The organism is Amycolatopsis sp. NPDC104819 (assembly GCF_055583145.1).
The window spans coordinates 73,058-92,618 of sequence record NZ_JBVJON010000009.1 but is presented as its reverse complement, the minus strand read 5'-3'; the positions used below and the strand labels follow the sequence as shown (position 1 = coordinate 92,618).

Below are 19,561 nucleotides of genomic sequence, written 5' to 3'. Positions count from 1 at the left end.
AGGCTGTCACGGAGAGCGTTGCCCAAGCTGCTCACCGTAGCGCCCGGACGCGCCACCCCGCCAGGGGTCAGGATGCGGCGTTGACCAAGTCGAGCGCGCTCTGCTGCCGGGCGGCGTCGATCTTGTCCAGCGGCCCGGACCAGCGCAGGCCGTACTGGTCGAGAGCGTTGCGGTCGGCCGAATACGCGCGGTCGGCTTGGCGGCGCAGGTAGGCGGTGTACGGGTGGTCGGCCAATACCGCGTTGAGCGCGGCCAGCCCGCGGACGCCGGCGCCCTTGAACGACGGGCCGTCGGCGCCGCAGTCCCCGCCCTCGCACGGGTCGCGCAGGATGCCGTCCGCGGTGTTGAGCGACGGCGACGTGACGTTGGCGTCGCCGAGGCGGCGCGCGGTCGTCAGCAGCCCGGCGTCGCCGGTCGCCCGGTTCAGCTCGGTCAGCGCGTTGACCAGCACACCCTGGTTGTACGACCAGACGGTGTCGCCGTTGTTCTTGCAGGTGCCGAGGTCGACGCCGTCGTTGACGAGCGACGAGCCGTTGACCATGCCGGTGCCCTGGAACCAGCTCCAGCCGCTCTTCGCGCGGTTCAGGTAAGCGCTGTCGCCGCCGATCCGGTTGTGCAGCGCGGCGTTGAGCTGGATGTAGAGGGAGTTGGCGATGGCGTTCTTGTACGTCCGCGCGGTGCTCCACCAGATCCCGCCGCCGCAGGTGCCGTCCCAGTAGGCCGCCATGTGGTCCGCGTCGGCGCGGGCGGTGTTCAGGTACCGGCCGTCCCCGGTGACGTCGTAGGCCAGCACCCAGGCGAGGCCCCACCAGCCGGTGTCGTCGAGGTAGTCGTTGCGGAACTGCCCGAGCGCGGCGGTGATGTTCTTGTCGTAGGTGCGGGCGATGGCGTAGCGGTAGCTGCCCATGCCCGTCACCTGGACGTTGCGGATCACCGCGGTGAGCGCGTTGGCCGAGTTCCACCAGCCGGTGGTGTCGAAGAGCCCGGTTCCGTTGTTGTAGAACATCATCTGGGCGGTGGCCGCGGCCGTCCGCCGCTCCCCCGCGTTCCACGTCGTGCGCGCCCACGCCGTGCACGCGACGTCGGGGCGGTCACCGGCCTTCCCGCACGCCCGCAGCGCGCCGACGCCGGTGTTGTTCCAGTCGTCGACGTTGTACATCAGCGTGCGCCAGCCGCGGTTGCCCGCGGGGATCGCGGTCGCGCCGAGCCGGCTGCCCGAGGCCCACGACCGGCCGCCGTCGAAAGAGCGGTCGAGCCACACCTCGTCGCCCGGGCTGCCGTTCTCGACCGACGCCCAGCCCATCGCGTCGCTGTCGTCGAAGTGCAGCACGAGCGAGCGGCCGAACACCGTCGCCGAAACCGGGCGGCGGTCCCCGGGCGAGTTCGCCGGATCGGCGCTGTCGCAGTACTTGTTGCAGACGGTCGCCGACACGGTCGACGGCTGGGCGGCGGGCGTCGCGGTGCCGGCCAGGCCGAGCAGGGACGCGAAAACGAGCGCAAAACCGGGTGTGGGCATGGCAGATCCTCGGGGGCGAGAGAGGACCGCCCGGGCCCGGCGGGGGACGGTTTTCAGGGTGCCGCCGGATGTCGCCGGAAGTCAACAGCTGTCCGGTTTTTGGTCCAGACAACTATGCGCCGACGACGGAAAGCCTTTTCCGCCGGCCGAGGAACGCCACGGCGAGGATCCCGGCCAGCACCACGGCGGCGAGCGCGCACATGCCGGTGCCCATGCCGTCGGTGAAGGCGGCACGCGCGGCCGCGGCCAGGTGCGCGCCGGCCGGCCCCGAACCGGCGGCGACCGCGAGCGAACCGTCGGCAGCCTCCCGCTCGGTGCGGCGCGAGCATCTCCGTCGCCGGGGCGACCGAACCGCTGTAGGCGGCCGAAAGCACACTGCCGACCAGCGCGATCCCCAGTGCCGCACCGACTTCGCGCGTCGCGTCGTTGACGGCCGACGCCACGCCGTACTGAGCCGGCTCGACGTTGTCGAGGATCGCGCTCGTCGCGGCCGGGGCCGTCACGCCGATCCCGGCGCCCAGCACGCACACGGCGACCGCTAGCGCGGGGTAGCCGCTGCCCGCGTCGAGCCGGCCGGTCAGCACCATTCCCACGACCACGACCGCCAAGCCGCCGCACCTCACCGCCCGCAGCTCGAACCGGCGGACCAGCGGCGCCGAGGCCAGCGACAGCGGGAACAGCGAGACGGCGACGGGCCACAACGCCAGCCCCGACTCGAGCGCCGAGTAGCCCTGCGCCAGCGCGAAGAACATGCCGAACGCCGCGGTGAACTGCACCGTCACCGACACCGAGCCGGTCGCGAAGGCCGCGTTGCCGAACAGCCGGACGTCCAGCAGAGGCGCGTCGGACCGCAGTTCGAACCCCACGAACAGCCCGCCCAGCACGAGACCTGCTGCGAGGGACCCGAGCACCAAGCCGTGACCCCAGCCGAGGTCGGCGACGCGCAGGATGCCGAACACCACCGCGCCGATCGCGAGCGCGCCGAGCACGGCGCCGGTGGTGTCGAACGCCTTCGGGTGGCGGTCGCGGCCACGAGGACCACCGACAGCACCGCCGGGGCGAGGAACACCGAATGCCACGAGAAGTGCTCCAGCAGCACCCCGGCAAGCACGAGCCCGCCCAGCCCGCTGACCCCGGCCACGGCCGCCCAGATGCCGATGGCCCGGCCGCGCAGCTGCGGCGGGAAGCTCGCGTTGATGATCGACAGCGTGGCGGGCATGATCATCGCCGCGCCAAGCCCGGTGACCGCCCGCGACGACGAGCCACAGCGACGTCCCGAAGAACACCGGCGCGGCACACCCGGCGACGAGCACCCCGCGGCGCCCGAACCGGTCACCCAGTGCGCCGGCCGGCAGCACGAGCGCGGCCGGCACGAGGGTGTAGACGTCGACGATCCAGGTCTGCTCGGCCTGGCTCGCGCCGGTGTCCGCGGCGAGCGCGGGCAGGGCGGCGTTCACGATGGTCACCATGGCGATGACCAGGCCGACGGCGGTGCACATCACTCCGACCGTCCACGCCCGGCGGCCGGTGGACACCGCATGCCCCGACGCTACGTCGGGGTTCCGAGACTCGGGCCGGAGCCGGGTCTCGGGTCCGAACGAAGGTCACCCGATCGTGGCTGCCCGGTAGGGGTGACACTGGAGGGACCGACCGCTTCGCTCGAAGGGACCCCGATGACCGCGTCGTCGACCGACCTGCCGCTCACCCGCCAGCTGAGCGTGCACGAGTTCCTCCTCGCACGCGGCTGGCGGCTCGACGGGGACGCCGACCCGGCGCAGGTCTGGTTCGCCAACGATCCGCGGGCCGGCTGGCACTACCCCGAGAGCTTCGGCGGGCAGCGCATCAACGACGTCGCCGACACGACGCCGGTCACGCTGCAGGGCTACTTCACGTTCGGCAACGACGGTGACGAGGTGTTCTGCCTGGTGGCGGCGGGGAACCTGCGCGGCAGCGGCTGCCCGGCGCACGACACGCGTGAGCAGTTCTTCCCGCTCACCGCGGCCGGGGCGGTCGACCTCGGCCCGATCGCGGCCCTGCTCGACACGCTCGAGCCGCGGGCGCGTGAGCTCGACGCGCGGGAGCTGATCGAGTGCCGGTACTTCGGTCCCTGCGCGCGCTAGCCGTGGCCCAGCTCGGAGTCGCACCCCGCCCGGCGGAGGTCACCGCCGCCGTGCGCGGTGACGACCTCGTCCCCCGGCCGGACGTGGTCATGGACCGCGGGTTCACGCTCGCCGCGCCGCCGGAGCGGGTGTGGCCGTGGTTCGCCCAGCTCGGCAAGAACCGAGCGGGCTGGTACCTGCCGACCTGGGTCGAAGCGCTGCTCCCCCGGCGCCGCCGCGCCCTCCGCCGCCTCGACCCGGCCCTGCAGAACCTCCGGCCGGGCGACGTGATCGACGACTGGGGCGGCCGCGACGCGACGTTCGAGATCGTCGTCCACGACGCCCCGCACACGCTGGTCCACCGCTCGACGAGGGGACGGCTGGAGCTCAGCTGGGCGATCCACCTGACTGAGGAGAACGGCGCGACGCGTGTCCACCTGCGTTTCCGGTTGAGTGGCGTCCGCCGCCGACGCCTCGCGGAGTACGGCGGCGGGTTGGTGGACCTGCTGACCGTCGCGGGGCTCGCCGCGGGGCTGCGGGAACGGGTTTCCTAGATGCCGCGTGGCACAGTGGTGCGATGGGTGAGCAGACCCGTGCCATCACGGTGACCCGGCTGATCGAGGCGCCCGCCGCGGCGGTCTTCGCCTACCTCGCGAACCCGGCCCACCACCGGGCCTTCGACACCAGCGGCATGGTCCGTGGCGCGGCCGACCCCGGTCCGATCACGCACGTCGGGCAGGTCTTCGTGATGGACATGCACAACCCGATGAAGGGCGAGCACCAGGTCGCCAACCACGTCGTCGCGTTCGAAACCGGCACCACGATCGGCTGGGCCCCGGCCGAGCCGGGAACGCCACCCGCCGGGCACACCTGGATCTGGCACCTCGAGCCGGCCGGCGCGGACGCCACCACCGTCAGCCAGACCTACGACTGGTCGGCGTTCACCCACACCGACATGCTGTCGCACCTGCCGGTCGTCAACCGCGAACAGCTCCAGGAGTCCCTCGGCAAGCTCGCGGCGGAAGTTCAGGCCGCGGGCCGCTCCCGCAGGTAGGCGGCGATCCGCACCCGCAGCGCGCGGACATCGGCCAAGTCGAGCGTGAACGAGCCGGACCGCGGCTCCCCGGGCTCGCGGCACGGGCCGCCGACGAAGACGAAGTCGTCCGCGGGATCGTGGCGCGGCTGCGCCCACACCGGCTCGCCGCTGAGGCCGCGGCGGGCGCTGCGGGTCCACGCCGTCCAGTACGCCGGCAGCTTCATCACCTCGCCGAGCGCCTTCGCGAACGCGGGCAGGTCGGCTTCGCTCAGCGCCAACCCGCGGCCGGCCCACACCCTCGGCTCGGGGTGGCCGGCGCGCGCGGTGAACGTCACTTCGTCGCCGGACGCGCTGATCGTCCATCGGGGCAGTTCGGTCAAAGTCGGCACGGGTCGCTCCCAAGATCAGCGGCCCCCAGGTTTCCGCACACCTTAGACGATCTTCGCGCGGCCGCAGAACGACGCTAGCGCGCGTCCCACGCCCGCCCGGCCAGCAGGTTGGTCACCCACCGCAGCGCGATCGCGCACTGCACCGCTTCGGTGCCCCGCCGGTGCGCGACGACCACGTCGTCACGCCACAGCACCAGCGCCGTCGCGCCGCCCACCGTCGGGGTGAGCCCGACGACCCAGCGCCGGCCGCCGAGGGTGAGGACCCGCTCGGCCGTCGTCCAGTGCCCGCGGGACCGGGTGACCGTCCACGCCGACATCCGCGCGAGGTCGGCGACCGACGTCACCGCGCCGGGGCCGTCGGCCGGGCCGGCCGTCCGGACGTTCATCCCGCCACTTTCGCACACCGTGTCGGCGGTGGCCGGGAGATCCGGCTGATCCTCAGCTGCGGCGGCGGGCCGGCCGGGCGCGGCCGCGGGCCTTGGGCTCGAACGGGATGTCCGCGAACCGCAGGGTGCCGTCCGGCCGGCCGAAGCCGGGTGCCCCGCATCACTGGGTGATCGACCCGAGGGTGCCCAGCCTCAAGTGCTTGTGCCTCGCCGGCGGGAGCCGCCGTGATGGTGCTGTCCGCCGCGCGGGTGGTGGTGAAACGGCGTGGTCTTCGCCGCATGGACCATGATGATGTCGGCCGTGCTTGCGGTGACTGGCGCGACGCGGCCCCGGCGGCCTACGACCACGGTTCCGGCGGCCCGGGCATCGGCGGCCGCGGCGGTCGTGAGGACACGGCCGGCTCAGTCGAAGGTGAAGGAGTACGCCTGCAGCCCCGGGCTGAGGGTCAGCGTGAGCTGCCCGGTGTGCAGGTCCGGGGTCTCGCTCAGGCGGTAGAGGTTCGGCGTCCCGGTGACGCGGATCGTGCGCGGCGGTCGGCCGTCGTCGGTCGAGACGGTGACCGTGCCCTCGCCGGCGAGCACCAGGTTGGTGCTCTTCGCCGTGTACCCGAGCCGCAGCTGCGCGCCGGGACCGGCGGTCGCCTTCTGGTAGTCGACCCTCCAGGTGCCTTCGAACGCCACCTTGCGATCGGGGACGCTCACCGGAAAGCGGTAGGCCGTCTCCTTGTCCAGCTCGAGCGGGGTGCCGCCCGGCGCGTAGGTCTTGGCCAGTTCGCCGTAGCTGAGGTAGGTCTCGCGGGTGGTGCGCTCGTCGGTCGGCCGGATGTCGGGCAGGTCGCCCGGTTTCGGCAGCGCGACCCCCGGCCGGGTCTGCTGCAGCAGCTGCCGGACGAGGTTCTCCGTCTGGTCGTAGGCGCCCTCGCCGAGCTTCAGGTACCGGACCTGCCCGGTGGCGTCGATCAGGTAGCGCGCGGGCCAGTACTGGTTGCGGAAGTTGTTGAAGGTGCTCGTCTCGTTGTCGATGGCGACCGGGTACTGGATCCCCAGCTTCCTGGTCGCGGCCTCGACGTTGCCCTTGTCGTGCTCGAACGCGAACTCCGGTGTGTGCACGCCGACCACCTCGAGCCCGGCCGCGTGGTAGCGGGCGTAGAGGTCCTTGATGTGCGGCAGGCTGCGCTGGCAGTTGATGCAGGAGTACGTCCAGAAGTCGACCAGGACGACCTTGCCCTTGAGCCCGGCCATCGTCAGCGGGGCGCTGTTGAGCCAGCCGTCGATGTTCTCGAACTCGGGGGTCGGCCCGCAGTTCCGCAGTTCGCCGTTCGTGTTGTCCGCGCACTGGTCCAGTGCCTGGTTGGAAGCGTCGCCCAGGCTGGACAGGCGCAGCTTGCTGATCGCGTCACTGCCTTCCACCCGCTCCTGCAACGCACCGGTGTAGTTCGGCAGCTTGGTCTGCAGCAGCGACGGCAGGTCGAAGTACAGCGCGACGGCCAGCAGCAGCATCAGGACCCCGCCGATCGCGCGGACCTTGCCGTTGTTCTTGCGGAAGAACTTCACCCGCTCGGAGATCTTGGCCCCCGCCAAGGCGAACACGAGCAGCGGCAGGGTGGCGCCGACGGCGAACGACACCGTGAGCGCGACGGTCTCGAGGCCGATCTTGCCGTTGGCCGCGGCGATCGTGATCGCGGTCAGCACCGGCCCGGCGCACGGGACGTAGAGCAGCCCGAGGCCCAGGCCGAGGCCGAAGCCGCCGCCGTTGGGGTTCACCTTCCGCTGCGGCAGCTTCGAAAACGGCTTCTCCAGCAGGCGTTCCAGCGGCGGAATCAGCAGGCTCAGGCCCACGACCGACAGCACCACCAGCCCGACGAACCGCAGGATGTCGTCCGGCAGGTTCAGCGCCTTGATGAGCAGTGAGCCCAGCAGGGTGAAGACGGTGAAGCTCAGGACCAGCCCGCCGATCACCGCGTACGGCCGCCGGTTCTTCGCCTTCTTCTGCTTGACCAGGACATCACCGGCAGGTTCCGCCTCCGGCTCGCTGCCCGGCTGTTTCGCGCCGCCGGCGAAGAACACCACCGGCAGCACGGGCAGGATGCACGGCGACACCCCGGTGATCAGGCCCCCCAGCAGGCCGATCAAGACCAACGTCCACATAACCCCACGCCTCCGCGTCCCCGGCACACCGGCCGGGCGCCGGTGTCCTCACACCGGGTGTTCGCCGCAGATGCGGAGTAAGACAGGTCGTTTCACCGCTTGTGCGGAACGGGAGACCCCCCGCGCCCGGCCGGGACCGGACGCGGGAGGGGCGCTCAGCCGCCGAGGTCGGTGATGACCGTCTTCGTCTCCATGTAGTTGTTGAACACCGCACTGCCCATCTCGCGGCCCCAGCCGGACTCCTTGTAGCCGCCGAACGGCAGAGACGCGTCGAAGACGTTCCACGTGTTCACCCAGACGGTGCCCGCGCGCATGCGCCGCGCCGTCCGGTACGCCTTCCCGATGTCCTTGGTGAACACGCCGGCGCCCAGGCCGTAGTTGGTGTTGTTGGCCGTCGGCATGATGTCGGACTCCGCGCTGAACGGCGCCGCCGCGACGACCGGGCCGAAGATCTCCTCGCGCACCGCCGTCATGTCCTCCCGCGTCTCGGTCAGGACCGTCGGGGCCACGAAGTACCCGCGGTCCCCGACGCGGTCGCCGCCGCTGATCGTCGCGCCGTCGTCGCGGCCGGAGCTGATGTAACCGGTCACCCGGTCGAACTGCTCCTGCGACACGAGCGGACCCATCGTGGTCTCCGGGTCGAGGCCGTTGCCGACCTTGATCAGCTCGGCCTGCTCGCGGATGCCCGCGACGACCTCGTCGTAGACCGAGTCCTCGACATAGAGCCGGGAGCCGGCGACGCAGCATTCACCCTGGTTGAAGAAGATCGCGTTCGCCGAGCCGGCGATGGCGGCGTCGAGGTCCGCGTCGGCGTAGACGACGTTCGGGGACTTGCCGCCGAGCTCGAGCGTCACCTTCTTCAGGTTGCCGGACGCGGCCTTGACGATCTCGCGGCCGACCTCGGTCGCCCCGGTGAAGGCGACCTTGTCGACGTCGCGGTGCGCGGCCAGCGCGGCCCCGGCCTCACCGAAGCCGGTGATGATGTTGAACACGCCCGGCGGCAGCCCGGCCTGCATGGCGAGCTCGCCCAGGAGCAACGCCGACAGCGGCGTCTGCTCGGCGGGCTTGAGCACGGTGGTGCAGCCGGCGGCGAGCACCGGGCCGACCTTCCAGGCGGCCATCAGCAGCGGGAAGTTCCACGGGATGATCTGCCCGCAGACCCCGACCGGCTCCCGCAGCGTGAAGCCGAGGTAGCGGTTCGGGTCGAGACCCGACGTCGGGATGGTGGCGCCCTCGATCTTGGTCGCCCAGCCCGACATGTAGTGGAACAGGTCCGCGGCCAGCGGCACGTCGGCGGCCTTGGCGACCGCGTACGGCTTGCCGTTGTCGAGCGAGTCGAGCAGGGCGAAGTCCTCCAGGTGCTCGAGGATCAGGTCCCCCAGCTTGTGGATGATCCGGCCCCGCTCGCCGTGGGTCATCCGACGCCACGGCGCGCCGTCTTCGAACGCCGCCCGCGCGGCCCGCACGGCCCGGTCGACGTCTTCGGCTTCCCCGTGCGCGACCGACGCGAGGACCTCTTCGGTGGCGGGGTTGAGCGTCTCGAACGTCTTCCCCGACGCCGAATCCACCCACTCGCCGTTGATCAGCAGCTTCCGGCTCAGCAGCTTCACGGTCTCTTCGACGCGGTTGTCGTCCACGGCCAGAGTCATCAGTGACCTCCTCGTCACCTGGAGTCACACCCGCACATGCGGCGTGATCCCCATCACAACACCGCTCCTGCGGTGTGTCTAGCGCCCGTTACTCCGTTCGTGCCGGTCGAGCGCCAGCCAGACGCGGTCGCGGGTCAGCGGCAGCTCGGTGAACCGGACCCCGGTCGCCGCCCGCACCGCGTTGGCCAGCGCCGGGGCGACCGGGTTGAACGGGCTTTCGCTCATCGACTTGGCCCCGAGCGGGCCCAGCGCGTCGTCGGTGGTCATGAAGCAGACCTCGGTGCGCGGAACGTCCGCGAACGCGGGCAGCCGGTACTGCCGGAACGCGGCGGTGGTCACCGTGCCGTCGGCGGCCGTGCGGACGTGCTCGAACAGCGTCGCACCGAGGGCCTGGGCGACCCCGCCCTCGACCTGGCCGCGGCACTGCATCGGGTTCATCACCTTCCCGGCGTCGGCCGCGTGGACGCTGCGCAGGATCCGCAGCTCGCCGGTGCCGGGGTCGACGGCGACCCGGAACCACTGCGCGTTGAACGCCACCGAACGCGGGGTGCCGCCGAAGTGGCCGTCGGCGCTCAGCACCCGGCCCGCCGCGGTGGCCGCCTGGTGAAGCTCCTTGAGCAGCACCCGGTTCTCCCCGAACTCGACGGCGTCCTCGGTGAGCTTCAGTGCGGCGCGGCCGAGGCCGAGGTGCCCGGCGGCGAACTCCAGCACCTGCTCGGCCAGCGCGTCCGCGGCCCGCAGGACGGCCTTGCCCGCGACCACCGTGCCGGTGGAGCCGAACGCGCCCGTGTCGTGCCGGACGACGTCGGTGTCGGACTGCCGGATCGTCACGCGCTCGGCCGTGGTGGCGAGCCGGCCCGCGGCGATCTGCCGGTGCACGGTCGTGGTGCCGTTGCCGAACTCGGCCGTGCCGACCGCGACGTCGTAGGTCCCGTCCGGCAGCAGCGACACGGTGGCGTCGGCGAAGTGCCCGCGCGGCGGCGCCGTGGCGATCATCGCGAGCGCGCTGCCCTCCCCCACCAGCCAGCCGGGCGGGGCCGGCTCCGCGGACTCGGCGCGGGCGGCCCGGACGATGTCCAGACACTCGCCGAGCCCGTAGCTGGCGAGGTGCAGGTCCTCCTCCGAGCCGTGCGCGTCGACCATCGGCTCCCCGGCGCGGATCACGTTGCGCTCCCGCAGCACGAGCGGGTCCAGGCCGAGCAGATGCGCCAGCTCGTCCACAGCAGACTCCAGCGCGAAGATGACCTGCCCGAGGCCGTACCCGCGAAACGCTCCCGAAGGAACGTTGTGCGTGTAGACGGCATAGGCGTCGGCCTTCTTGTGCGCGCACCGGTAAACGGCCAGCGACTCACCGCACGCGTGGAACATCACCCCGGGCCCGTGGTTACCGTAGGCACCCGTGTCGGACACGACATGCAGCTGCAGCGCGGTCAGCGTGCCATCGTCACGAGCACCGGCCTTGACCCGCACGGTGAACGGGTGCCGGGTCGTCGCGCCGAAGAACTGCTCGGCGCGGGTGAACTCCAGCTTCACCGGCCGCCGCAGCTTCAGCGCGGCCAGCACGACCACGTCCTCGGCGAGCATCTCCTGCTTGCCGCCGAACCCGCCGCCGACCCGCCCAGCCACTACGCGCACCGCGTCCTCGGGCAGGTCGAACAGCGCGCACAGCGCCCGCCGCGTCAGGAACGGCACCTGGGTGCTGGACCGCACGACCAGGCGCCCGTCGTCGGAGAACCACGCAACGGCGCCGTGGGTTTCCAGGCTGGCGTGCTGCACCCGCTGTGTCCGGAAGGTGTTCTCGTAGACGACATCCGCGTCGGCGAAGCCGGTCGCGACGTCCCCGACCTCACCGTGCAGCTCGGCGACGACGTTGTTCTCCGGCCGTGCGATCCCGCTCACCGCCGGGTCCTTCTCGTGCACCACCGGCGCGCCAGGCCGCATCGCGGCCTCGGGGTCGGTGACCGCGGGCCGCACGTCGTAGGTGACCCGGATGCGGCGGCAGCCCTCCTCGGCCGCGGCTTCGGAGTCGGCGACCACCGCGGCGACCCGCTGGCCGACGTGCCGTACGACGTCGTCGAACACGCGTGTGTCGGCCGGGTCGTCCTCGACGTGTTCGTGCTGGGCGGTCGAAAAGTGCCGCTCCGGCGCGTCCTCGTGGGTCAGGACGAGGTGCACTCCGGGCACCTCGTAGGCGGCGGAGATGTCGATCGCGGTGATCCGGGCGTGCGCGTGCGGCGAGCGCAGCAGCTTCAGGTGCAGCAGCCCCGGAACGTCGAGGTCGAACGTGTACCGCGCGGTGCCGGTGACGACCTCCGGCCCGGCCGGCGCGGGCAGGTTCCGCCCGACCGTCTCCCCCGCGGCCGGTTCTTCGACGTGCTTGACCCCGCGGACGGCGTCTTCGATCGCCCGGTAGCCGGTGCAGCGGCAGAGGTTTCCCTTGAGCGCGCGGGGCAGATCGGCCCGCTGCTCGGCGTCCAGCGCAGCGGTCGTCATGAGGAACCCGGCGGTGCAGAACCCGCACTGGAAACCCTGGGCGTCCAGGAACCGTTGCTGCACGGGGTGCAGCTCGCCGTCGCGGGCGAGACCCTCCACAGTGGTCACTTCCCGGCCGTCCGCCCGGTGCGCCGGGTAGAGGCAGCTGTGTACCGGGACGCCGTCGACGTGCACGGTGCAGGCGCCGCAGTCCCCCGCGTCGCAGCCCTTCTTGACACCGAACCAGCCGCGCTCACGCAGGTAGGTGCGCAGGCACTGCCCGGGCCGCGGCTCGGCCTCGGTGTGCTGGCCGTTGACGTCGAGCTCGAAGCTCACAGCTCACCCCGGATCTCTTCGGCCAGCCGGAAAGTCAGGTGCCGGCGCCAGGCGGGCAAGCCGTGGATGTCGTCGAACCAGTCGTCGATCGTCTCGAGTGCCCTGCTCAGCTCGGCGGCGCCGGGAACAACCGGGAAGACGAACCGGAACGGCCGCGGGGTCGACGCGGTGACCGTCAGCGTGAACTCCGGGCCGCGGGTGCCGATCACCAGGACGCCGGAACGGCCGAGGCCGTAGAGGGAAGCCTGGCGGAACGCCGTTGTCCGCCGCAGCGCGGCCGCGGGCAGCGTCACCGACCGCAGCAGCTCGCCTTCCGCCAGGACCTGCTGTCCGGCTCCGGTCACGAAGTCGGCCGCGGCGACCCGGCGTTCGACGCCGTCCAGCGCGCGGAGCAGGCAGACGCCGTCCAGCGCGGCGGTCAGGGAGATCATCGGACCGGCCGGCAGCGCGTTGCAGAGGTTGCCGCCGACCGTGGCCAGGTTCCAGATCTTGAACGACGCGAGGAACGCCCGGCAGCACTGCTCGACCAGTGGCGCGACCGGCAGGCCGCTGCCGGCGGCGAACCGGGACAGCTCGGCGATCGTGCAGGTGGCGGCCAGCTCGACCGAGCCGTCCTCGTGCTGGGTGATGGCCGGCCAGCCGAACCGGGTCAGGTCGACCAGCCGGGTGAGGTGCGGCTGCGGTTCCGAGAACAGGTACGTGCCGCCGGCCAGCCAGGCGTCACCGGGCCGCCACGACCCGGGCCGCCGCGGGTCACGGATCGCCGTCACGGTGTTCAGGTCCATCGCACCTCCTCGGGGTCGTCCCAGCAAAACAACACCGCGCTCGTGCGACGAGAGGCGAACACCACCGAAAACACCTGGTACTGCGCCGTTCGTTGCCAATCCGACCACAGTCACGGCCGAATGACTTCGTGTTCACGGTCACCTGCCGCCCGAGGGTCGGCCTACTTGTGGCCGGATTGCCAACGGCCGCCCGCTTTGGTGAATCATCCAAACCATGCGCGTGCGTGACCTGCTCGACCTCCCCTCCCTCGGGCTCCGGCCCGTCTGGTCCGGCGGCACCCTGACCGGCCGGGACGTCACCGGGGTCACCGTCACCGACCTGGCCGACCCGGCGCGGTTCGTCCGGCCCGGCGACGTCGTGCTCACCGGCCTGGTCTGGTGGTCACCGCGGGACGGGGAGGCGAAGGCCGAGCGGTTCGCCGAGGCCGTCGCGCGCGCCCACGCCGCCGCGCTGCTGGCCGGGGAGGAGACCCACGGGCACGTGCCCGCCGCGCTCGCCGACGCGTGCGCCCGCCATCACCTGCCCCTGCTGGCGGTGCCGGCCGACACCGACTTCCGCGCCATCACCGACGCCGTCTACCTGCGCCGCTGGGGCGGCCTCGACACCACCGCCGGCCCAGCGCTGCCCGAAGCCGCGCGGCGGGAAGTCAATCGGCTCCTGGCCGAAGCCGCACCGCTGGCCGACGTCCTCGCGGCCGCCTGCGCGCCCCTCGGTGACGTCGCCTGTTACGTCGTGAGCCCGACCGGGCGGGTGCTGGCCCGGACCGCGGCGGCGACCGCACCGATCGAGCCCGGGACCGACGTCCGCCGCCGGGTCGGCACGACCTTGCGCGTGGACACCGGCGCGTCGCCGTACGACACCTGGCTGGTGCACGCCCCGGCCGCGGCCGGCACCCCGCCCGGCGCGCTGCGCGAGATCGCCGAGGTGATCGGCCGGTTCCGGCGGGCCGCCGACGAACGGCTCGAGCCCGACCGCAGGACGGCGAACCGGCTCGCCGCGGCCCTCGCCTCGCGTGCCGACGAAGCCTCGCTCAAGTCCGCGCTGCGCCGGTCCGGCCTGCCCGGCGACGGCCCGTACCTGGTCCACACGCTGACCTTGGCCGACGCGTCCGTCGCGGCGCGTGCTCTCGGTGAGGCGCTGGCCGGGTCACCGTGCGCGGTCGGCGTCCTCCCGCGCGGTGAAGCCGTCGCCGTCCAGTCCGGAGCCGAGCCCGGGCAGTGGGTGGCGGTGCAGGCGTGTGATCCGCGGACGCCGCTCGCGGTGGGGACGAGCTTGGCGCTGCCCGGGCCGGACGACCTGCCCGCCGGGCTCGCCCAGGCCCGGCACGCCGCGGCCGTCTCGCGGTCCGCCGGGACGGTCGTGACGTCGGCGGCCGAGCTGACCGGGTTCGGCTCGCTGGTGTCCGGCCTGGACCCGGCACTGCGCGCGGCGTTCCGCGACCGCGTGCTCGGCCCGCTGCTCGGCCTCGACCGCGGCACCGGCCCGGCCCTGCTGGAGACGGTCGAGGCGTTCCTCGCCTGTGACGGATCGTGGGCCAAGGCCGCGCGGGCCCTGCACGTCCACGTGAACACGGTGCACTACCGGATCGAGCGGGCCGAACAGCTCCTCGGCCGCGACCTGTCCCGGCTCGACGACCGCCTCGACCTCCGCGCGGCGCTGCTCTGCTGATCCGGCGGTTCAGTAGATGTCGCGCAGGTATCGCTTCTCGGTGCTGAGCTTCTTGACGTACGCATCGGCCGCGTCGGGCGTGAGGCGGCCGTGCTGGACGACGATGTCGCGCAGGGTGCGGTCGACGTCCTTGGCCATCCGGCCCGCGTCACCGCAGACGTAGAAGTGCGCGCCGTCCTGGAGCCAGGACCAGAGCTTGGCGCCGTGCTCGCGCATCCGGTCCTGCACGTACACCTTCGCGCGCTGGTCGCGGGAGAACGCCAGGTCCAGCTCGGTCAGGACACCGTCGCGGTGCAGGCCGGTCAGCTCGTCGCGGTAGTAGAAGTCGGTTTCCCGGTGCTGCTCGCCGAAGAACAGCCAGTTCGGCGCGCGGTCGCCACGGGCCCGGCGGTGGTCGAGGAAACCGAGGAAGGGCGCTACCCCCGTGCCCGGCCCGATCATGACCATCGGCGTCGCCGGGTCGGCGGGCGGCCGGAAGTGCGGTGACGGCTGGACCGTGACCGGGACGGCCTGCCCGGCCGGGGCATCGGCCAGGTACGTCGAGCAGACGCCCTTGCGCGGCCGCCCGCCCGGTGTGTCGTACCGGACGACCGACACGGTGAGGCTGACGCGTGCCGGGTCGGTCAGCGGGCTCGACGAAATCGAGTACAGCCGCGGCTGCAGCTTCTTGAACACGTCCGCCCACTCCTGCGCGGAGGCCCGCACGGAGAACCCGGCGGCGACGTCGACGGCCTGCCTGCCCCACGTCCACTTGGCCAGCTCACCCTGGTTGTCCTTGCGCAGCAACGTCTTCAGATCCCGGTCGCCGGTCCGGTCGACCACGAACCGCAGCAGGCCGGGGGTGATCCGGGTGACGTCGAGGCAGCGGCCGAGCGCCTCGCCGAACGGGACCGCGCCCTCGCCCGCGAGCGCGACCTCGGTGTCCGGATCCAGCCCCGTGACGGCCAGCCACTCCTCGACCAGGGCCGGGCAGTTGCGCGGCAGCACACCGAGCGCGTCCCCGGCTTCGTAGGTCAGGCCGGTGCCGGTGAGGTCGAAGGTGAACCGGCGGACCTCCTTTTCGGCGCCGGGCAGGCTGAGCAACCGATTGCCGACCAGCGGCGCAGGTTCGCCGTAAGTCTTGCGCACCAACGGTTCCGACGGCAGCGCCGGAGCAGCGGCGAGGAGCCCGGCCACCGTCTCGAGCCACTGCGTGGCGGCCTCGTCGAAGTCCGGTTCGCAGTCGACCCGCTCGGTGAGCGGCTCGGCGCCCAGCTCGCTGAGCCGGGCGTCCACCCGCCGTCCGTGGCCGCAGAAGTTGTCGTAGCTGGAGTCGCCGAAGGCCAGCACCGCATAGCGGGTGCCGCTGAGGCGGCCCGCCTCGGCCGCGGCCAGCGACTCCCAGAACGCGCCTCCGTTGTCGGGCGCGTCGCCGTCGCCGAAGGTGCTGGTGATCACGAGCAGGTCGGCGTCGCGCGGCAGGGTGTCGAGCGTGACGTCGTCCATGCACAGCACCGCGACGTCACGGTCGAGCTGCCCGATCCGGGCGGCGGTGGCGCCGGTCGCGAAGTCCTCGGCGTTGCCGGTCTGGGACGCCCACAGCACCACGATCTGCCGGGTGGCACGGGAAGGCGCGGGTGCGGCCGTCCGCGAGAACATGCCGGCGAGCACCCCGTTGACCCACAACGCGTTCTCGGCGCCGAAGGGCGCGTCAGCGGGCAGGACCGGGACGGCGCCGTCCGGCGGCGCGGCTTCGACCCCGGTGACGAACCCGGCCAGGTACCGGCGCTCGTCCTCGGTCAGCACCGGCGCCGGACTGTCGGCCAGCCCGAACACCCCGGCCAGCGCGCTCGCCGGCCGCGGCGCCTCGGCCGCGGCGACCTTCACGAGCGTCACGGCGCACACCTTGAACTCGGGCTGGAACGACAGCGGGTCCACGGCGTTGTTGGTGACGGCGTTGACACTCAGGTACTCCCCGTACCGGTCGTTCCAGTGGAACGGCGCGAACGTGGTGCCGGGCCGGACCCGGTCGGTCACCACGGCGGGCAGGACGGCCCGGCCCCGCCGTGACGCGACCTCGACCAAGTCACCCTCGGCGACGTCCAGCCCGGCGGCGTCCTGCGGGTGGATCTCGACGAACGGTCCGGGGTCGAGCTTGGTCAGCTTGGCGATGGTCCCGGTCTTGGTCAGGGTGTGCCACTGGTGCGGCACCCGGCCGGTGTTCAGCACGAACGGGTAGTCGTCGTCGGGCAGCTCGGCGGCGGGCAGGTGCGGCCTGGCGAAGAACACGGCCCGGCCGCTCGGGGTGGGGAACACGAGCCGCGGCCGGGTGCCGTCGGCGCGTTCGGCGAGCGGCTGGCTGACGCCGTTGTTGAGGTACCGGACCGGGTTGCGGTCGTCACCGTCCACTGTGGAGCTGGGCCACTGCACCGGGGTCTCGCGCAGCCGGTCGTAGGTGACACCCCGCAGGTCGTACCCGGTCTTGGGGTTCCCGCACCGCCGGATCTCCTCGAAGACCTCCTCGGCGCTGTCGTAGCCGAAGCCGTCGGCGAACCCCATTTCGCACGCGACCCGCGCGATGAGCTGCCAGTCCGGCAGCGCCTCCCCCGGCGGCGGCACGACCTGGGGCACGAGGGTGAGGTTCCGCTCGGAGTTGACCATCACGCCGTCGCCCTCCACCCACATCGCGGCGGGGAGCACGATGTCGGCGTAGGAGTTGGTTTCGGTCTCGGTGAACACGTCCTGGGTGATCACCAGCTCCGCGGCCTCCAGGCCGGCGAGCACGGTCCGGCGGTTCGCGACCGAGGCGACCGGGTTGGTGCAGAGGATCCAGCAGGCCCGGATCTTCCCGTCGGCGAGCTGCTCGAACATCTCGACGGTCCCGCGGCCGACGTCGGTGCGCACCGTGCCCGGCGGCAGGCCCCACAGGTCCTCGACGAACGCCCGGTCCTCCGGCACCAGCACCGAGCGCTGGCCGGGCAGGCCGGGTCCCATGTAGCCCATCTCCCGGCCGCCCATCGCGTTGGGCTGGCCGGTCAGGGAGAACGGACCGCTGCCGGGGCGGCAGATCGTGCCGGTGGCCAGGTGCAGGTTGACCAGCGCGTTGGTGTTCCAGGTGCCGTGCGTGCTCTGGTTGAGCCCCATCGTCCAGCAGCTCATCCAGTTCCCCGCCTCGCCGAGCCACCGCGCGGCCAGCCGGAGGTCGGCCTCCGGGACACCGGTGATCTCCGCGACGACGGCGGGCGGATAGTCCGCGAGGAAGGCGGGCAGGTCGTCCCAGCCCTCGGTGTGCTCGGTGATGAACTCCCGGTCGAGGTGCCCGTTTTCGGCCAGCAGGTGCAGCAACCCGTTCAGCAGCGCCAGATCCGTGCCCGGCTTGAGCTGCAGGAAGAGGTCGGCCTTGTCGGCGGTGGCGGTGCGGCGCGGGTCGGCCACGATCAGCTTGGCACCGGTCTTGAGCCGGTCGAGCAGCCGCAGGAACAGGATCGGGTGGCAGTCGGCCATGTTGGCGCCGATCACGAAGAACGCGTCGGCGTGGTCGAAGTCCTGATAGGACCCCGGCGGGCCGTCGGCGCCGAGCGAAAGCTTGTACCCGGTGCCGGCGCTGGCCATGCACAGCCGTGAGTTCGACTCGATCTGGTTGGTGCGCACGAACCCCTTGGCCAGCTTGGTCGCGAGGTACTGCGCTTCGATCGTCAGCTGGCCGGAGACGTAGAAGGACAGCGCGTCCGGGCCGTGTTCGTCCAGGATCGCGCGCAGCCGCCGGGCCGTCTCGGTGATCGCTTCGTCGACCGGCCGGGCGACGGGTTCGGCGCCGCGCTCGGGCCGGACCCACGCCGTGTCCAGCCGTCCGGGCGCGGAAAACAGCTCCGCGCTGGTCGCGCCCTTGGTGCAGAGCCGCCCGGCGTTGGCGGGGTGCGCCTTGTCCCCGGCGGCCTTGAGCACCTTCGGCCGCCCGTCGGCGCCCATGCCGACGTCCAGCACGATGCCGCACCCGACACCGCAATACGTGCACACCGTCCGCGCGGCACCGGTCACACCGCACCCCTCTCGTCCTGGCTGGACGCTAGGAACCGGGTGTTACGCCGGGATGACGCGGGCTCCACCGCGGCGTTACGTCCGCCCCGACGACGGCGGCCTCCCGGTGTGCGCGACTGTGACGCCGGGCACCACCCCGCCGACGTCCCGCAGGATCTGCGCGGCGACGGCCCGTTCGGCCGGGCCGACGTCGTGCCGGGACGCCCCCGCGCGCAGCAGATCACCCAGTCCCCGCGCGCGCCGGACGTAGACGAGCACCCCGGCGCCCGCCGCCGCGATCCGTGCGAGCGTGCGCTCCAGCTCCCGGCCGCACTCGCACCCGAGCGAGCCGAAGGCGTCGCCCAGCAGGCACTCGGCGTGGACGCCGACCGGGCTGCCGTCGGGCGCAGGGTCACCGAGGACGAGCGCGAGGTGCTCGCCGCCGTCGACGCGGTGCCGGTAGCCGCGCTTCGATGACCCGCTCCACCCGAGGCTCAGCCCGCTGCCGGTGCGCGGCAATGTCCACGATCGACACAAGTGGTGGTCACAGCCTGCGATGGCCGCTCGTCGGGGCCTCGATGACGCTGCCGCGCTGGCTCTTCCTGAGCTGTCGGCCAGCAACAGAGGGACGCCGCAGAACGCCGGTCAGTGGCCGCCCCGGGATCAGTTTTGCCACCGGCTTGTCGTTGACAGACACGAGGAGAGCTGTGGCACTGCTCGAAACGCGTGTTACGTCGGCATCGACAGGAGATCGGCCGAGCACGCGGTATGCGCCCTAACCGAAGCTGGCCGGCCCAAGTCCAGGTCACCCACACCGCTGCCGGCATCACCGACCGGGTGCGCAGGCTCGGGCCGGTGGAAGACATCCCGGTCGCAAGCTAGCGACCCAGACGGCCGTCTGGTGGGCCTGCTGCTGGAAGCCGGGCATGCGTTGGTGCCGGCGAAATCCAATGCAGTCAAGGCCCGGCGGGGCGCCGACGCACCCAGGCATGAAGTCCACCCTGGGTGACGGCCCTGGTGATCCGGCCGGGTACCAAAACGCTGTTCGCCGATGCCCAGTCGCCGATCGCACCGGAGTTC

Annotated in this window: 14 protein-coding genes and 1 pseudogene; 4 read left to right on the top strand and 11 right to left on the bottom strand. The window is 72.3% G+C overall.

The window, feature by feature from the left end; genetic code table 11:
* Positions 1-67 precede the first annotated feature (67 nt).
* The 3 genes and pseudogenes from ACZ63E_RS28530 to ACZ63E_RS28520 all read right to left on the bottom strand — a co-directional run.
* Positions 68-1,516 carry a glycoside hydrolase family 76 protein gene (locus tag ACZ63E_RS28530; protein WP_465339187.1) on the bottom strand — a complete coding sequence of 483 codons (1,449 nt, stop codon included), beginning with the start codon at positions 1,514-1,516 and terminating at the stop codon, positions 68-70.
* A 778-nt stretch (positions 1,517-2,294) separates the two neighbouring features.
* Positions 2,295-2,735: an MFS transporter gene (locus tag ACZ63E_RS28525; protein WP_465339459.1), complete on the bottom strand. Its 441-nt coding sequence runs from the start codon at positions 2,733-2,735 to the stop codon at positions 2,295-2,297.
* Positions 2,736-2,853: 118 nt separating this feature from the next.
* Positions 2,854-2,985, bottom strand: a pseudogene (locus tag ACZ63E_RS28520) (hypothetical protein); the annotation flags it as partial.
* 204 nt (positions 2,986-3,189) lie between these two features.
* Between ACZ63E_RS28520 and ACZ63E_RS28515 the strand changes: the two are divergent.
* The 3 genes from ACZ63E_RS28515 to ACZ63E_RS28505 are packed head-to-tail and all read left to right on the top strand — an operon-like array spanning position 3,190 to position 4,669.
* Entirely contained in the window at positions 3,190-3,636 is a 447-nt protein-coding gene (locus ACZ63E_RS28515) for a hypothetical protein (protein ID WP_465339186.1), read from the top strand.
* A complete protein-coding gene (locus tag ACZ63E_RS28510) occupies positions 3,606-4,169 on the top strand; it encodes a hypothetical protein (protein WP_465339185.1) in 564 nt (187 codons plus the stop codon). The genes ACZ63E_RS28515 and ACZ63E_RS28510 overlap by 31 nt, the downstream gene beginning before the upstream one ends.
* 23 nt (positions 4,170-4,192) lie before the next feature.
* Positions 4,193-4,669, top strand: a complete 477-nt coding sequence (locus tag ACZ63E_RS28505) for an SRPBCC family protein (protein ID WP_465339184.1) — start codon at positions 4,193-4,195, stop codon at positions 4,667-4,669.
* Here ACZ63E_RS28505 and ACZ63E_RS28500 read toward each other — a convergent pair.
* The 6 genes from ACZ63E_RS28500 to ACZ63E_RS28475 all read right to left on the bottom strand — a co-directional run bounded on the left by ACZ63E_RS28500 (position 4,642) and on the right by ACZ63E_RS28475 (position 12,816).
* Positions 4,642-5,040, bottom strand: a complete 399-nt coding sequence (locus ACZ63E_RS28500) for a hypothetical protein (RefSeq protein WP_465339183.1) — start codon at positions 5,038-5,040, stop codon at positions 4,642-4,644. The genes ACZ63E_RS28505 and ACZ63E_RS28500 overlap by 28 nt on opposite strands.
* A 74-nt stretch (positions 5,041-5,114) precedes the next feature.
* Entirely contained in the window at positions 5,115-5,426 is a 312-nt protein-coding gene (locus ACZ63E_RS28495) for a hypothetical protein (RefSeq protein ID WP_465339182.1), read from the bottom strand.
* Between the two features lie 402 nt (positions 5,427-5,828).
* Complete coding sequence (locus ACZ63E_RS28490; protein WP_465339181.1) at positions 5,829-7,574, bottom strand: cytochrome c biogenesis protein DipZ; 1,746 nt, start codon at positions 7,572-7,574, stop codon at positions 5,829-5,831.
* 155 nt (positions 7,575-7,729) lie between these two features.
* Positions 7,730-9,223, bottom strand: a complete 1,494-nt coding sequence (locus tag ACZ63E_RS28485; RefSeq protein WP_465339180.1) for an aldehyde dehydrogenase family protein — start codon at positions 9,221-9,223, stop codon at positions 7,730-7,732.
* Positions 9,224-9,301: 78 nt separating this feature from the next.
* Positions 9,302-12,031, bottom strand: coding sequence for a molybdopterin-dependent oxidoreductase (locus tag ACZ63E_RS28480; RefSeq protein WP_465339179.1), 2,730 nt, complete (start codon positions 12,029-12,031; stop codon positions 9,302-9,304).
* Positions 12,028-12,816, bottom strand: a complete 789-nt coding sequence (locus tag ACZ63E_RS28475; RefSeq protein ID WP_465339178.1) for an FAD binding domain-containing protein — start codon at positions 12,814-12,816, stop codon at positions 12,028-12,030. Before ACZ63E_RS28475 ends, ACZ63E_RS28480 begins: the two co-directional genes overlap by 4 nt.
* Positions 12,817-13,030: 214 nt before the next feature.
* On the opposite strand from ACZ63E_RS28475, the gene ACZ63E_RS28470 reads away from it, so the two are divergent.
* On the top strand, positions 13,031-14,485 hold the full coding sequence (locus ACZ63E_RS28470; RefSeq protein WP_465339177.1) for a PucR family transcriptional regulator: 1,455 nt from the start codon (positions 13,031-13,033) through the stop codon (positions 14,483-14,485).
* Between the two features lie 9 nt (positions 14,486-14,494).
* On the opposite strand, the gene ACZ63E_RS28465 is transcribed toward ACZ63E_RS28470, so the two are convergent.
* Together ACZ63E_RS28465 and ACZ63E_RS28460 are read right to left on the bottom strand one after the other, a co-directional pair.
* A complete protein-coding gene (locus ACZ63E_RS28465) occupies positions 14,495-18,502 on the bottom strand; it encodes a molybdopterin-dependent oxidoreductase (protein WP_465339176.1) in 4,008 nt (1,335 codons plus the stop codon).
* Between the two features lie 75 nt (positions 18,503-18,577).
* Positions 18,578-19,000 (bottom strand): GTP cyclohydrolase II, encoded by a 423-nt coding sequence (locus tag ACZ63E_RS28460; RefSeq protein WP_465339175.1) that lies wholly within the window; start codon positions 18,998-19,000, stop codon positions 18,578-18,580.
* Positions 19,001-19,561 lie beyond the last annotated feature (561 nt).